At 67.5% G+C, this 14,088-nt stretch carries 14 protein-coding genes; 9 read left to right on the top strand and 5 right to left on the bottom strand.

The window, feature by feature from the left end:
• Positions 1 to 4 precede the first annotated feature (4 nt).
• The 6 genes from purB (at position 5) to ABZ789_RS03430 (ending at position 6,077) form a co-directional block, all read left to right on the top strand.
• A complete protein-coding gene (purB, locus tag ABZ789_RS03455; RefSeq protein WP_358418922.1) occupies positions 5 to 1,426 on the top strand; it encodes an adenylosuccinate lyase in 1,422 nt (473 codons plus the stop codon).
• A gap of 96 nt (positions 1,427 to 1,522) precedes the next feature.
• Positions 1,523 to 2,125, top strand: coding sequence for a helix-turn-helix domain-containing protein (locus ABZ789_RS03450; protein ID WP_358418919.1), 603 nt, complete (start codon positions 1,523 to 1,525; stop codon positions 2,123 to 2,125).
• The gene (locus ABZ789_RS03445; RefSeq protein WP_358418916.1) at positions 2,122 to 2,550 is read left to right on the top strand and encodes an HIT family protein; all 429 of its coding nucleotides are present in this window, start codon (positions 2,122 to 2,124) and stop codon (positions 2,548 to 2,550) included. The genes ABZ789_RS03450 and ABZ789_RS03445 overlap by 4 nt, the downstream gene beginning before the upstream one ends.
• A gap of 24 nt (positions 2,551 to 2,574) precedes the next feature.
• The gene (locus ABZ789_RS03440) at positions 2,575 to 4,173 is read left to right on the top strand and encodes an L-lactate permease (protein WP_358418913.1); all 1,599 of its coding nucleotides are present in this window, start codon (positions 2,575 to 2,577) and stop codon (positions 4,171 to 4,173) included.
• 63 nt (positions 4,174 to 4,236) lie between these two features.
• Positions 4,237 to 5,265, top strand: a complete 1,029-nt coding sequence (locus tag ABZ789_RS03435; RefSeq protein WP_358418910.1) for a Dyp-type peroxidase — start codon at positions 4,237 to 4,239, stop codon at positions 5,263 to 5,265.
• Positions 5,262 to 6,077: a family 1 encapsulin nanocompartment shell protein gene (locus ABZ789_RS03430; protein WP_358418907.1), complete on the top strand. Its 816-nt coding sequence runs from the start codon at positions 5,262 to 5,264 to the stop codon at positions 6,075 to 6,077. The genes ABZ789_RS03435 and ABZ789_RS03430 overlap by 4 nt, the downstream gene beginning before the upstream one ends.
• A gap of 56 nt (positions 6,078 to 6,133) precedes the next feature.
• Here the strand turns inward: ABZ789_RS03430 and ABZ789_RS03425 are convergent, their stop codons facing one another.
• Both ABZ789_RS03425 and ABZ789_RS03420 read right to left on the bottom strand, forming a co-directional pair.
• Entirely contained in the window at positions 6,134 to 6,613 is a 480-nt protein-coding gene (locus ABZ789_RS03425; RefSeq protein ID WP_358418903.1) for a MarR family transcriptional regulator, read from the bottom strand.
• 36 nt (positions 6,614 to 6,649) lie between these two features.
• Positions 6,650 to 7,312, bottom strand: a complete 663-nt coding sequence (locus tag ABZ789_RS03420) for an alpha-ketoglutarate-dependent dioxygenase AlkB (RefSeq protein ID WP_358418900.1) — start codon at positions 7,310 to 7,312, stop codon at positions 6,650 to 6,652.
• Positions 7,313 to 7,413: 101 nt separating this feature from the next.
• Between ABZ789_RS03420 and ABZ789_RS03415 the strand changes: the two genes are divergently transcribed.
• Together ABZ789_RS03415 and ABZ789_RS03410 are read left to right on the top strand one after the other, a co-directional pair.
• Positions 7,414 to 8,244 (top strand): SDR family oxidoreductase, encoded by an 831-nt coding sequence (locus ABZ789_RS03415; RefSeq protein ID WP_358419226.1) that lies wholly within the window; start codon positions 7,414 to 7,416, stop codon positions 8,242 to 8,244.
• A 43-nt stretch (positions 8,245 to 8,287) separates the two neighbouring features.
• Positions 8,288 to 9,259, top strand: coding sequence for a phosphotriesterase-related protein (locus tag ABZ789_RS03410; RefSeq protein ID WP_358418897.1), 972 nt, complete (start codon positions 8,288 to 8,290; stop codon positions 9,257 to 9,259).
• A 5-nt stretch (positions 9,260 to 9,264) separates the two neighbouring features.
• On the opposite strand, the gene ABZ789_RS03405 is transcribed toward ABZ789_RS03410, so the two are convergent.
• Positions 9,265 to 9,984, bottom strand: a complete 720-nt coding sequence (locus tag ABZ789_RS03405; RefSeq protein ID WP_358419223.1) for a 2OG-Fe(II) oxygenase — start codon at positions 9,982 to 9,984, stop codon at positions 9,265 to 9,267.
• A 100-nt stretch (positions 9,985 to 10,084) separates the two neighbouring features.
• The gene (locus tag ABZ789_RS03400; protein WP_358418894.1) at positions 10,085 to 10,513 is read right to left on the bottom strand and encodes a MarR family transcriptional regulator; all 429 of its coding nucleotides are present in this window, start codon (positions 10,511 to 10,513) and stop codon (positions 10,085 to 10,087) included.
• 87 nt (positions 10,514 to 10,600) lie between these two features.
• Between ABZ789_RS03400 and ABZ789_RS03395 the strand changes: the two genes are divergently transcribed.
• Positions 10,601 to 12,475, top strand: a complete 1,875-nt coding sequence (locus tag ABZ789_RS03395) for an ABC transporter ATP-binding protein (RefSeq protein WP_358418891.1) — start codon at positions 10,601 to 10,603, stop codon at positions 12,473 to 12,475.
• Here ABZ789_RS03395 and ABZ789_RS03390 read toward each other — a convergent pair.
• Positions 12,426 to 14,075, bottom strand: a complete 1,650-nt coding sequence (locus ABZ789_RS03390; RefSeq protein WP_358418888.1) for a (2,3-dihydroxybenzoyl)adenylate synthase — start codon at positions 14,073 to 14,075, stop codon at positions 12,426 to 12,428. The two genes, ABZ789_RS03395 and ABZ789_RS03390, sit on opposite strands and share 50 nt — an antisense overlap.
• Positions 14,076 to 14,088 lie beyond the last annotated feature (13 nt).

Below are 14,088 nucleotides of genomic sequence, written 5' to 3'. Positions count from 1 at the left end.
CTCTGTGAGTCACATTCCCAACGTCCTCGCCACCCGCTACGCAAGCCCCGAACTGAGGGATCTGTGGTCGCCCGAGTACAAGATCGTACTCGAGCGACAGCTGTGGCTCGCGGTGCTGAAGGCGCAGGCCGAACTGGGAATCGACGTCCCTGCCGAAGCGATCGCCGACTACGAACGCGTGCTCGAGCAGGTCGATCTCGACTCCATCGCGGCCCGGGAACGCGTCACGCGCCACGACGTCAAGGCTCGTATCGAGGAATTCAACGCACTCGCCGGGCACGAGCACGTCCACAAGGGCATGACCAGCCGCGACCTCACGGAGAACGTCGAGCAGTTGCAGATCCTGCGGTCGCTCGAGCACGTCCACTCCCACGGTGTCGCCGTGGCCGCGCGACTCGCCGAACGCGCCACCGAGTACGCCTCGCTCGTCATGGCGGGGCGCTCGCACAACGTCGCCGCGCAGGCCACCACCCTCGGCAAGCGTTTCGCGTCGGCCGCGGACGAACTGCTCATCGCCCTGCAGCGTGTCCGGGAGCTGATCGACCGCTATCCGCTGCGCGGTATCAAGGGCCCGATGGGCACCGCGCAGGACATGCTCGACCTGCTCGGAGGCGATTCCGCCAAGCTCGCCCAGCTCGAGGAGAAGGTCGCCCGGCATCTCGGGTTCTCGAAGGTTTTCACGAGCGTGGGCCAGGTCTATCCGCGCTCGCTCGACTACGACGTGCTCTCCGCTCTCGTGCAGGTCGGTGCCGGACCGGCCTCGTTCGCCCACACCATTCGGCTCATGGCCGGGCACGAACTCGTCACCGAGGGCTTCCAGCCCGGCCAGGTGGGTTCGTCCGCGATGCCGCACAAGATGAACACCCGGTCGTGCGAACGGGTCGACGGTCTGCAGGTCGTCCTGCGTGGATACGCCTCGATGGCCGCCGAACTCGCCGGTGCGCAGTGGAACGAGGGCGACGTCTTCTGCTCCGTCGTGCGACGGGTGGCGCTGCCCGACGCCTTCTTCGCGATCGACGGCCAGATGGAGACCTTCCTGACCGTCCTCACCGAGTTCGGTGCCTATCCGGCCGTGATCGAGAAGGAACTCGTGCGGTACCTGCCGTTCCTGGCGACGACCAAGGTGCTCATGGCCGCCGTACGTGCCGGTGTGGGCCGCGAGACCGCGCACGAGGTCATCAAGGAGCACGCGGTCTCGGTCGCGCTCGCGATGCGCGAGGAGGGCCGCGAACCCGACCTGCTCGACCGGCTCGCCGCCGACGACCGGCTTCCGCTCGACCGTGCGGCGCTCGACGCCGCACTCGCCGACCGTGAGGTCTTCGCCGGTGCGGCTGTGGCACAGGTGGAGGCGGTCGTCGCAGCGGTGCAGGATCTCGTAACGCAGTATCCGGAGGCGGCGAAGTACACACCGGCACCGATTCTGTAGGGATGAAGAACCGCCTACCGGGGGGAAGTTCGATGGGGGTAGCGGGGTAGCAGCAGGGGAGGACAAGTGTCGGTGAAAACGGGTAATACGGGTCGGGTGAGGGACGCTGCGCGCACACGCACGGCCCTACTGGACGCGGCGCGCGAGGTGTTCCTGCGCGACGGATACGCGGCGGCGGCCACCGAAGAGATCGTCTCGGTGGCAGGAGTGACCCGCGGCGCGCTCTACCACCACTTCGATGACAAACGGGATCTGTTCCGCGGCGTCGTCGAACGTATCCAGAAGGAGGCCGAGGAGACACTGGTTCCGGCCGAACCGGTCGACGACGCCTGGGAGGGCTTCACTCAGGCTGTACTCGCGTCGCTCGACGCGGTGTACGAGCCGGCGACGAGACGCCTGTTGCTCATCGAAGCCCCGGCCGTCCTCGGCTGGGCCGAGGTGCGTGAAGCACATCGGCACTCGTCGCTCAAGGCGATCGAGCGCATGCTCGTGACCCTCGACCCCGAAACCTACGAGAAGCCGTCCATCCGGACCTCGGTGCTCGCGCACCTGCTCGTCGCCGCGGTCGAGGAATCGATGCTGTATCTCGCCCACAGCGACGATCCGGTGCGCGACCGTCCCGCAGTGCAGGGCGAATTGCTGCGGCTTCTCGAATCCGTCAGGACGCCTGTGAACGCGAGGGAGACCACGACTCGGTGACGGACTGCATCTTCTGCGCCATCGTGGCCGGACTGTCTCCGGCCAGTGTCGTGCTCGACGAACCCGACGTGCTCGCCTTCATGGACATCAGGCCGTTCACCCCGGGACACCTCCTCGTGATCCCGAAGCGGCACGCCTCCGGGTTGGCGCAACTCGACCCCGAGGACGGAGCGAGAGTGTTCGCCGCCGGACAACGGATCGCCACCGCGATGCGCGCGAGCGACCTCCCGATAGACGGCGTGAACATGTTCCTGGCCGACGGGGTGGCAGCCGGTCAGGAAGTCTTCCACGTGCACCTGCATCTCGTACCGCGCACGGCCGGGGACGGCTTCGGGATCCGTGCCCGCTGGCAGACCCCCAACCGCACCGTGCTCGACAGTACGGCCGACGCGATCCGCACCGCGGTGAGCTCACGCCGGGCGTGATGCGGGAACAATCGTGATGCAGTGATGGGGGCATACGTTCAGCCGATCGCGCCGGTCGGCGGCTCACTCGCGTGGTCGGCGCTCGTGGCGGTGCTCCCGCTGCTCACCATGCTCGTGCTGCTCGCCGGCTTCCGCTTGCGGTCGCATTCGGCTGCGGGAGTCGCGGTCGTGGTGGCGCTCGCCGTGGCCACCCTCGTGTACGGCATGCCGATCGGCTCGGCTCTCAGCGCGGGCGTCGAAGGCGCAGTCTTCGGACTGTTCCCGATCATGTGGACGGTGGTCAATGCCGTCTGGGTGTATCGGCTCACCGTCGAATCCGGGCACTTCGACGTCCTCACCCGTGCCTTCGGACGGATTTCCCCGGATCCGCGGATCCTCACGATCGTCATCGCCTTCCTGTTCGGCGCACTGCTCGAAGCGGTCGCCGGTTTCGGTACGCCCATCGTGGTTGCGACCGTCGTGCTCATCGGCGCCGGACTGCCGCCGGTGCGTGCGGCCGCGGCGTCACTGCTCGCCAACTCGGTCGTCACCCCGCTCGGCGTGATGGGCACCCCGATCCTCACGATGTCGCGGGTGTCGGAGATCCCGATCGCGGAGATCGGGCCGGTGGTTGCGCGACAGGTCTGCCTGCTCGCGGTCTTCGTTCCGCTGGTGCTGGTCGCGGTGGTGGGGGGATGGCGCGGGGTCCGGGAGACGTGGCCGGTCGCGCTCGCTGTCGGGCTGGCCTTCGGTTCCGCCCAGTTCGTGTGCGCAAGTTACCTCGCCGTGGGTCTGAGCAACATCGCAGCCGCTGCGGTGGGCCTGATCGTGCTGCTGGTCGCGGTGAGGCTGCGCCCGTCGCACTCCGCGGTCCACCGATCTGCGAGCGAGCGGATCCACGACTCCCACCGACGCGTCGTCGAAGCCTTCGCCCCCTATGCGCTGATCGTGATCATCTTCCTCGTCAGCCGGTTCGGTCCGGTCGCGTCGTGGCTGGCGAACGCGAGCCTGTCGTTCGCGTGGCCCGGCCTGGATGTGCGGACGGCCGACGGGAGCGTTCCGGCCGCGGAGACCTTCACCGTCGACCTGCTCACCGCTCCGGGAAGTCTCGTGTTCGTCGCTGCCCTGTTGTCGATGCCGGTGCTGAAGGTGGGGGCAGCAGACGCGGCGCGGTGTCTCGTCGCCGCGGTCGTGCAGCTGCGGTGGTCGTTCGCGACCGTCTCAGCGGTCCTCGCACTCGCCTACGTGATGAATCTGTCCGGGCAGACCGCGACGATCGGCGGCTTCCTCGCCGGCGCGGGCGTGGCCTTTGCGCTGTTGTCGCCGGTGCTCGGCTGGCTCGGTGTGGTGGTCACCGGATCGAACACCGCCTCCAATGCGATGTTCGGCAGCCTGCAGGTCGCTGCGGCGCAGCAGTCCGGCCTGGACCCGACCGTCCTGGTCGCGGGGAACATGGCCGGGGGCACCACCGGAACACCTATCGCGCTGCAGAACCTCGCACTGGTGTCGTCGGTGAAGGGGCTGTCCGGCAAGGACGGGCTCCTCATGAGCCGGATCTGGCCGCTGAGTATCGCCGGAGTGGTGGTGCTGGCTCTGCTCGTGTGGCTGCAGTCCACATCGGTGTTGTCCTGGATGGTGCCTTGACGGGACGACACTCGGCGGCGTGCCGTGAATGCCGGTTTGCCGTAGTGGGCTAGCGTGGTCCAGGTGGTTCGCGCACAACCGATACTGACTCCGCTCACCGAAGCGGCGATCTTCCTCGTCGTCACGGTCGACCAGGGCGCCGAGGACACCGTTCGTGATCTGCTCGAAGACCTGTCGGGTCTTCGGCGATCGGTCGGCTTCCGCATTCCGGAGGGTGGTCTGTCCGTCGTCACCGGCATCGGTCCGGAGATGTGGGACCGGCTGTTCGCCGGTCCACGTCCCGCCGAACTGCATCCGTTCGTTCCGCTCGACGGCGGTCGGCATCGGGCGCCGTCGACCCCCGGCGACCTGCTTTTCCATCTGCGCGCCTCGACGATGGATCTGTGCTTCGAGCTTGCCGCGAAGATCAACGATCGCCTCCGCGGAGCGGCGCGGGTGGTCGACGAGACCCACGGATTCCGCTATTTCGAACGGCGCGACCTGCTCGGTTTCGTCGACGGTACGGAGAATCCCGAAGACGACGAAGCAGTCGATGCTGCTCTGATCGGCGACGAGGATCCCGACTTCGCAGGCGGAAGCTATGTGATCGTGCAGAAGTACCTGCACGACCTGGCGTCGTGGAATGCACTGTCCGTCGAGGAGCAGGAGCGCGCGATCGGCCGGACGAAGCTCGACGACATCGAGCTCGACGACGAGACGAAGCCAGCGAATTCGCATGTCGCGCTGAACGTCATCGTCGACGAGAACGGCGTCGAACGACAGATCGTGCGCGCGAACATGCCGTTCGGCAGCTTCGGAGCCGACGAGTTCGGCACCTACTTCATCGGTTACTCGGCCACCCCCGAGGTGACCGAACAGATGCTGCGCAACATGTTCCTGGGCAATCCGCCGGGCAACACCGACCGCATCCTGGACTTCTCCACCGCGGTGACGGGTTCGCTGTTCTTCTGCCCCTCGCTGGAGTTCCTCGAAGATCTTCCGCCGTCCCCGGCGGATATCCCCTCCAATGAAGATTCGAGTGCCTCGACCACCGGCCGGCCGGATGACGGATCACTCGGAATTGGCGCTCTGCGAAGGAGTTCGACGCTGTGAACAATCTGTATCGCGATCTCGCCCCGATTACCGAGGCCGCATGGAGCGAGATCGAGGAGGAGGCGGCGCGCACGTTCAAGCGACACGTCGCAGGTCGGCGAGTGGTGGACTTCTCCGGCCCGCACGGCACCGATTTCGCGGCCGTGGGTCTCGGCCGTACCCGCGAGATCGAGTCTCCGGCAACCGGGGTGAGTGCCCGTCAACACCGCGTCGCGCCGCTCGTCGAGCTGCGGGTGCCGTTCAGTCTGTCCCGCGAGGAGATCGACAGCGTCGAGCGCGGGTCGCGCGACCTCGACCTCGATCCGGTCAAGGAGGCGGCCCGGCAGATGGCCTTCGCCGAGGACCGGGCGATCTTCGAGGGCTACGCGGCCGCCGGTATCGAGGGGATCCGCGCGTCGTCGTCGAACACCTCGCTCCAGTTGCCCGACGACCCCCGTGACTTCCCCGAAGCCATCAGCCAGGCACTGTCGGAACTGCGCCTCGCCGGCGTCGGCGGCCCCTACTCGGTGCTCCTCGGCGCCGACGAATTCACGAAGGTCAGCGAGACGTCCGACCACGGTTACCCGATCCGCGAGCAGCTGCGGCGCCTCATCGACGGCGACATCATCTGGGCACCGGCGATCGACGGCGCTTTCGTGCTCACCACTCGCGGTGGCGACTACGACCTGCAGGTCGGTCAGGATCTGTCGATCGGATACCTCTCACACGACAGCGAGACGGTGAACCTGTACTTCCAGGAGTCGTTCACCTTCCTCGTCTACACGGGGGAGGCTTCCGTTCCGCTGATCGCCCACCGTGGAAGCATGGTCTGACCTGGTAGTCTCCGGGGCGCTGCGGCCGGCGCCCCGGGCCTACGGGCAGGAGCAGCTCAGATCGCTCCGGCCTTCAGTGCCGCCGCGTTGACGCGGACGAGCGCGGCATGCAGATCCTCGAGTTCGTCGAGCCCGACGCCGAGGGCCTCGATCACCTGCCCCGGCACCGCCTCGGCCTCGGCGCGCAGCGCTCGGCCCGCCTCGGTGAGCTCGAGGACGAGCTGCCGTTCGTCGGCAGTACTGCGCCGACGAGTGACCAGGCCCAGCGACTCGAGTCGTTTGAGCAGCGGCGAGAGGGTTGGGGAGTCGAGCTGGAGCAACTGCCCCACCTGCTTGCTCGTCAGTGGCGAGCTTTCCCACAGGGTGAGCATCACCAGATATTGCGGATGGGTCAGGCCCAGCTTGTCGAGGATGGGCCGATACACCGCGAGCACCGCGCGGTTCGCCACGGCGAGAGCGAAACAAACCTGCCGATCCAGTGCGAGAGGATCGTCGCCGGAAGTGGGGAGGTGCGTTCCCGGGGAGTCGACGCTCATGATCCGACGATACCCAACCGGGAGCAAGGGGCCTTCTCAGGAGAGTCCCGTGCTCCGCAGGGTGATGTTGAGACGGCCCTCCGCGAGCCCGCAGCGGGTACTCCCGGTGTCCGGATACACGACGGGCACCCCGTGATAGGCGAACCGCGACGGCCCGCCGAACACGAACAGATCGCCGGATTCGAGACGAACATCGGTGTACGGCCGGCCCCGTGACTCGGTGTTCCCGAACCGGAACAGGCACGCGTCTCCGAGACTGAGCGACACGATCGGCGCGCCGACCCGTTCGTCCTTGTCCTGATGCATGCCCATCCGCGCGTCGCGGTCGTAGAAATTGATCAGGGCGGTGTCGGGTTCGTACCCGTTCCCGGCCGCCGGATCGTCGTAGGCATCGGCGACGGCACGCCGCCCGAGTTCGACGAGCCGGTCGGGAAGCGGCGGTACGGGAGCATGGTCGACGTCGACCGCGGTGCGGGTGTAGCGGTACGGCGACCAATGCCATCCGAGGCACACGGTGCTCACCGACATCCGTCCGCCGCCCGGCAGCAGTGTGTGCCGCATCGGCGCCGGTGGCGCGGCCCACTCGCGGCACAGTTCCACGAGTTCGCGCTGCTCGTCCGGGCCGAGCCAGTCGGGCACGTGCACGGCACCCGGCGCGATCGTGCGCCGCGGCCGGGAGACGGAGAACAGCTCGTCCATCTCGGTGCTCGACCTCCGTACATGGCGGATGCGTGTAGACAGGGTGCGTACCAACTGTGCCGCAGGTTGCGGCAGTCCGGCCAGATGCGGAGGTGGCAGCGGTGAAGGTCGAAGGCAGAGTGGCCGTCGTGACCGGTGGGGGCGGCGGGATCGGCAGTGCCCTCGCTGCCGGACTCGTCGAGCGGGGTGCACGTGTGGTGGTCGCCGACCTCGACGAGCAGGCGGCGCAGGCGGTCGTTGCGACGATCACCGACCGGGCGCCGGGCAGCGCGGTGGCGGTGGCAGCCGATGTCTCCGACGACGAACACATCCGGGGGCTCGTCGAGCGAGCCGAGTCGGAGTTCGGTCCCGTGGATCTGTACTTCGCCAATGCCGGCGTCACCGGTGTGCCCGGCCTGGAGATCGAGGATCCGGTGTGGGAGCAGTCTCTCGACGTCAATCTCCGCGCGCACATCCGGGCGGCGCGGCTCCTGGTGCCCCGATGGGTCGAACGCGGTGAAGGCTATTTCGTCAGCACGGCGTCGGCAGCCGGCCTGCTCACGCAGATCGGTTCGGCCACCTACTCGGTCACCAAGCATGCGGCCGTCGGTTTCGCCGAATGGCTGTCGGTGAGCTACGGCGACAAAGGCGTACGGGTGAGCTGCGTGTGCCCGATGGGGGTGAACACGCCCCTGTTGTATTCGGGGGACGCATCCGGGCACGCACTCGGCGAACTCGCCACCCGGGCCGTCACGACGGCCGGTGCGGTTCTCGAACCCGCGGACGTCGCGGAGACGGTGTTCGCCGCGATGGAGGAGGAGCACTTCCTGATCCTCCCGCACCCGGAGGTCCTCGAGATGTACCGGAACAAGGGCGCCGACTACGACCGGTGGCTGCGCGGTATGCGCCGTTACCGGCAGGCTCTCGAAGAGTCGGCTCCCACCGAGTCGTGAAATCGGTGTTCTTGCCGCGGCGGGTGCTCTAACGTCACCCGTCATGACTTCCGTCGACACCGTTCGCGGCCCTCTCGACACGGACCGCCTGGGGAGAGTTCTCATGCACGAGCACGTCTTCGTGCTCGGCGAGGAGATTCGCAGCAACTTTCCCGACTATCCGAGTTCCTGGGACGAGGACGAACGTGTCGAGGATGCCGTCGCGAAACTGCAGGCGTTGTCGGATCGCGGCGTCGACACGATCGTCGATCCCACGGTGGTGGGCCTCGGCCGGTACATCCCGCGCATCCAGCGCGTCGCCGCACGGACCGACATCGCCATCGTGGTCGCGACCGGCCTGTACACCTACAACGACCTGCCGTTCCAGTTCCACAATGTGGGGCCCGGCCTGCTGCTCGACGGACCGGAGCCGCTCACCGAACTGTTTGTGAAGGATATCCGCGAGGGTATCGCCGGCACGGGCGTGCGTGCGGGAATGTTGAAGTGCGCCATCGAGAGTCCTGGACTCACGCCTGGAGTGGAGCGCGTGATGCGGGCGGTGGGGCAGGCGCACGTCGAGACCGGCGTGCCGATCACGGTGCACACCAACCCCCATACGGGGTCGGGGGAGGTGGCCCAGCGGGTGCTCGCGGAGGAAGGGGTGGACCTCACCAAGGTCGTGATCGGACACAGCGGGGACTCGACCGATCTGGACTATCTGCGCCGGATCGCCGACGCCGGCTCGATTCTGGGCATGGATCGCTTCGGTCTGGACCTGCTGTTGCCGTTCGAGCAGCGTGTCGACACCGTGGCCCAGCTTGCGGAGCACGGTTACACCGATCGCATGGTGCTCTCACACGACGCGGCGTGTTTCATCGATTGGTTCCCCCACGACGTCAAGCAGGCTGCCGTGCCCAATTGGAACTACAACCACATCAGCGACGACGTGTTGCCGGCCCTGCGCGAACGGGGGGTGACGGACGAGCAGATCACGACGATGCTCGTCGACAATCCGCGGCGGTTCTTCGAACGGTGATCGGGTCATGCGGCGTCGTGCAGCACCAGCCCGAGGGTCCGCCGCAGGCCGGAGCGAACCGTGTTGACACCGTGCCGGATCGGTGCCCGCGACCATCCGCGCGCCGATCGGACCGGTCGGTCGCGGGTGGTGAAGATCAACGCTCGGCCTCGCTCGAGCACGCTGACGGTGCCCCGCGATTGAGCGCGCGGGCGTTGTTCGACCAGGAGGAATTCGCCCCCGGTGTAGTCGGGGCCCGGCCGGTCGAGGCCGATCACGACCTGTAGGGGGAATACGAGGTCGCCGTACAGGTCGCGATGCAGGGCGTTCCAGTCCCCGGCCGTGTAACGCAGCATCAGCGGAGTGGGGTCTGTCTGGCCGGCCTCGTGGCAGATGCGGAGCCAGGTGCCGAAGTCCTCGGGCCAGGGAGCGGGGTCGCCGAGACGTTCGGCCCACGAGCGCGCGACACCGAGAAGGGGTTGATAGAACGCCGCGCGCAGGTGCGTGACGGCGTCGGGAACCGGCCGTCCGAAATACTTGTACGTTCCGTGCCCGTACCGGTACCGGCTCATGTCGACCGTCGTGCGGAAGTGGGCTTCGTCGTCCCACAGGGCAGTGAGCGCGGAGCATTCGTCGTCGCTCAGCAGCGGCCCGGTCTGCGCACAGCCGTTCTCGTCGAGTTCGCGAACCAGATCGGGCCAGAGGAGCGAGTCGATGCGCGACTGCAGGGATTCGCGTGACTTCAGGGGTTCGGTGGTCTCCACGGGGCCTCCTCGACTCGGCGCGGACACTCGTCATGAAGACGTCGTCGCCGTCGAGAATGTGAGTACCCGAGGCTCGCGGGAATCAGTGCGGCCGATCGTCGACGAGTTTGTGCAGCAGACCGGACAGCCGGGCGCGTTCGCCGGCGTCGAGGCGGTCGAACATCTCGACGGCGTCGGCATCGCGGGCGGAGGCGAGCTCGGCACGCACCTTGCGGCCCTCGTCGGTCAGCCGGACGCAGACAGCGCGGCGGTCGTCAGGATCGGGGAGGCGCTCGGTGAGACCCCGGGACTCGAGGCGGTCGACGACCTCGGTGGCCGAACGCGGGGCGATACGGAGTGCTTTGGCCACGACTCCGAGGCGGATCGGTTCGTCGGCGCGCCCGACGACATCGAGTGCGCGGTATTCGTGCGGTGACAATCCCCACGGCTGGAGGATGTCGTGCCAACGTCGGCGCAGCGTGCGCGTCGTGGTGATGAGCAGATCGCGCAGCGCAACCGGTGAATCCGACATGGGAACAGGCTACCTCACTTGACCGTTACCACTCAATGAGGCAACCTCAGCAATACGAGTCACCAACCACGAATCGAGGTGGCGCACATGATGCAGCCCCCACCCACTCCAGGCGGCAGACCGGGCCGCCGCGGCAGGATCGACAAGAAGGATCTCGAGCAGCTCCGCGAATCCCCGGTGAGTCTGCGCCGCATCGGCGCCCTGTTCGCGCCCTACCGCGCCCAGATCATCCTCGTCGTCGCCCTCATCATCGCCTCGTCGGTGATCTCCCTCGCGACCCCTTTCCTCGTGCGTGCCGTCATCGATGACGCCATCCCGCATCAGAATGTGAGCCTGCTCTTGTGGGCGGTCGGCGGCATGCTCGCTGTCGCCGTCGCGAGCTCGCTCCTCTCGGTGGTGCAGACCTGGATCTCCACCACCGTCGGGCAGCGGGTCATGCACGGTCTTCGCACCCGGGTCTTCGCTCATCTGCAGCGCCAGTCGCTGAACTTCTTCACTCGCACCCGCGGTGGCGAGATCCAGTCGCGACTGACCAACGACATCGGCGGCATGCAGTCCGTGGTCACCAACACCGCGACCTCCCTGGCCTCCAACATCACCACCGTCGTCGGCACCGCGGTCGCGATGGCGGTACTCAGCTGGCGGCTGGCTCTGCTCTCGCTGATCGTGCTCCCGCCGGCGATCTGGCTCACCCGGCGGGTCGCGCTCATGCGCCGGGCGGTGACCGCACGCCAGCAACGCCGCCTCGCCGACATGCAATCGCAGATCGACGAGGGACTCTCGGTCAGCGGTGTACTGCTCGTCAAGACGCTCGGTACCGGTCCGGCGCTGTCCGACAAGTTCGCACGAACCTCGGAGGACCTCGCGGATCTCGAGGTGCACGCGCAATTGTCCGGTCGCTGGCGCATGGCCACGATGAACATCGTCTTCGCGGCGATTCCCGCCGCTCTCTATCTCGTCGCCGGCCTGCCGGCCACCTCAGGTGGCATGACCATCGGCACCCTGGTGGCGTTCACCGGACTGCAGGGCGCCTTGTTCCGTCCGCTGATGAGTCTGCTCGACGTCGGCGTCTCCGTCACCAGTTCCCTGGCACTGTTCAGCCGCATCTTCGAATACCTCGACCTGCCCGTCGACATCGACGACCCGCGCGATCCCGTGCCCGTCGACCGGGCGAACGCCGAGGGCCGGGTGCGGTTCGAGAACGTGGGCTTCCGCTACCAGGGTGCGCACCGGAACGCGCTCGACGGGATCGACCTCGATGTTCCGGCGGGGGCGCAGATCGCGCTCGTCGGCGAGACGGGCTCGGGCAAGACCACTCTCGGATCGCTCGTCGCGCGACTGTACGACCCGACCGAAGGACGCGTGACCATCGACGGAGTCGACCTTCGTGAGATGCGGCTCGCCGACGTCGCCGAACTCGTCGGGGTGGTGTCGCAGGAGACCTACCTGCTCCACGCCACGGTCCGGGAGAACCTCCGCTACGCGAAGCCGGACGCGAGCGACGCCGAGATCGAAGCCGCAGCCCGCGCCGCCCACATCCACGACCTGATCGTCTCGCTGCCGGACGGATACGACACGGTCGTCGGTGCTCGCGGGCACCGATTCTCGGGCGGCGAGAAGCAGCGCATGGCCCTCGCGCGCACGCTACTTCGAGACCCGCGCGTCCTCGTGCTCGACGAAGCGACGAGTGCGCTCGACAACGACACCGAGCGCGCCGTCCAGCAGGCGATCGACGCCGCGCGCACCGGACGCACCACGATCACCATCGCTCACCGGCTCTCGACCGTCCGGGGCGCCGACGAGATCGTTGTCCTGGATCAGGGCCGCATCGTCGAGCGTGGGACGCACGACGAACTCGTCGCACGCGGCGGTCGATATGCGACCCTCACCGCGCGGGGTGAACAGGGTGAAGTCAGCCCTTCAGCGTGGCTGCAAGAGCACGCCGCAGTTCGTTCCGGCTGATCTTGCCCACGCCCGTGACGGGGAAGCTGTCGACGAACTGCACCTTGTCGGGGAGCTTGTACTCGGCCAGTCCACGCTCCCGCAGGAACACCTTGAGCGCGAGTGCTCTCGGGGCCTCACCCTCGGTGACGACGAATGCGCACGTGCGTTCGCCGAGATACTTGTCGGGCATCGACACCACCGCGGCGTCGAGCACCGCAGGATGCGCGATCAGGTGGTTCTCGACCTCCTCTGCCGCGATCTTCTCGCCGCCGCGGTTGATCTGGTCCTTCGCGCGACCCTCGACGACGATGTAACCATGCTCGGTGAGACGGACGATGTCGCCGGTGCGGTAGAAGCCGTCCGGCGTGAACGCCGTCGAATTATGTTCGGGCGCATTGTAGTAGCCGCGGATCGTATACGGACCGCGGGTGAGCAGATGGCCGGGCGTGCCCTCGGGGACGGGATCGCCCGCATCGTCGACGATCCGGATCTCGTCGTCCGGGCTGATCGGCCGTCCCTGGGTGGTGACGATGGTGTCCTCGTCGTCGTCGAGGCGGGTGTAGTTGACGAGGCCCTCGGCCATACCGAAGACCTGCTGCAGCGTGCAATCGAGTTCGGGTCGCACTCGCTTGGCGGCCTCGGCGGGAAACTTCGCTCCACCGACCTGCAATACCTCGAGAGAGGAGAGGTCGCGCTCGGTGCGTGCCCGTGCCGACAACCATGCCTGCGCGAGCGGCGGAACGAGCGATGCCATCGTCACGCCCTCGCTCTCGATGAGTGCGAACGCGGTGTCGGGGCTCGGATCCGGAGCGAGAACGACGGTGCCGCCGGAATGGAGTACGCCGAGGATGCCCGGCGAGCTCATCGGGAAGTTGTGCGCCGCCGGAAGCGCGACCAGCATCCGGGTGCCGGCGTCCACGCCGCAGATCGTGGCGGATTCGCGCACGGAGTACAGATAGTCGGCGTGGGTGCGTGGGATCAGTTTGGAGGTGCCCGTGGTTCCACCGGACAATTGAAGGAAGGCGACGGATTCGGCGTCGTTTTCCGTGACCGGGGCGGGATCGTTCCCGCGCAGGGAGTCCAGTGAGGTGAACTCCTCGGCGTCCCCGGCCACGACGACCGCGGGTGGGCGGTCCATCTCGTCCGTGACCTGCCGCGCGAGCACGCGATAGTCGAATCCGGCGTGCTCGGCGGCGATCACATACGCCGCAGCGTCGGTGAACCGGCAGAAGTAGCCGATCTCGGAAGCGCGGTGGGCCGGCAGTGCGAAGACCGGGAGCGCGCCGATCCGGAACACCGCGAACAGTACCTCGGTGTATTCGACGATATTCGGCAACTGCAGGACGACGCGGTCGCCCTTTCGGACACCGAGTTCCACCAGACCCGTAGCGATACGGGCCGACGCGTCGTCGAGTTCGCGGTAGGTCGGCCGCCGCACGGCTCCTGTGGCGTCGTGTCCGACCACCGCTGTGTGTTCGGCGAACCTGCGCGCGCGTTCGGGGAGGAACTCTCCGAGGGTCTCGCTCGCCCAGTATCCGGCTGCGCGATACCGCTCGGCGAACTCCTCGGGGAAGCGGGGGGTGTCGGCGAGCGGAGTGCGCTCGAAACCGGTTGTCACGGAACGGGTCCTT

Source organism: Rhodococcus sp. NPDC047139 (genome assembly GCF_040643435.1).
GTDB lineage: Bacteria > Actinomycetota > Actinomycetes > Mycobacteriales > Mycobacteriaceae > Rhodococcus.
Note: the sequence above shows the minus strand (reverse complement) of the source record. Positions and strands in the feature narration are given on the sequence as shown.

Excerpts from the sequence above, each read along its gene's own strand:
- ABZ789_RS03440 (WP_358418913.1), top strand. The coding sequence starts at position 2,575 with ATGGGGGCATACGTTCAGCCGATCGCGCCGGTCGGCGGCTCACTCGCG.
- ABZ789_RS03425 (WP_358418903.1), bottom strand. The coding sequence starts at position 6,613 with ATGAGCGTCGACTCCCCGGGAACGCACCTCCCCACTTCCGGCGACGAT.
- ABZ789_RS03420 (WP_358418900.1), bottom strand. The coding sequence starts at position 7,312 with ATGGACGAGCTGTTCTCCGTCTCCCGGCCGCGGCGCACGATCGCGCCG.
- ABZ789_RS03410 (WP_358418897.1), top strand. The coding sequence starts at position 8,288 with ATGACTTCCGTCGACACCGTTCGCGGCCCTCTCGACACGGACCGCCTG.
- ABZ789_RS03400 (WP_358418894.1), bottom strand. The coding sequence starts at position 10,513 with ATGTCGGATTCACCGGTTGCGCTGCGCGATCTGCTCATCACCACGACG.
- ABZ789_RS03395 (WP_358418891.1), top strand. The coding sequence starts at position 10,601 with ATGATGCAGCCCCCACCCACTCCAGGCGGCAGACCGGGCCGCCGCGGC.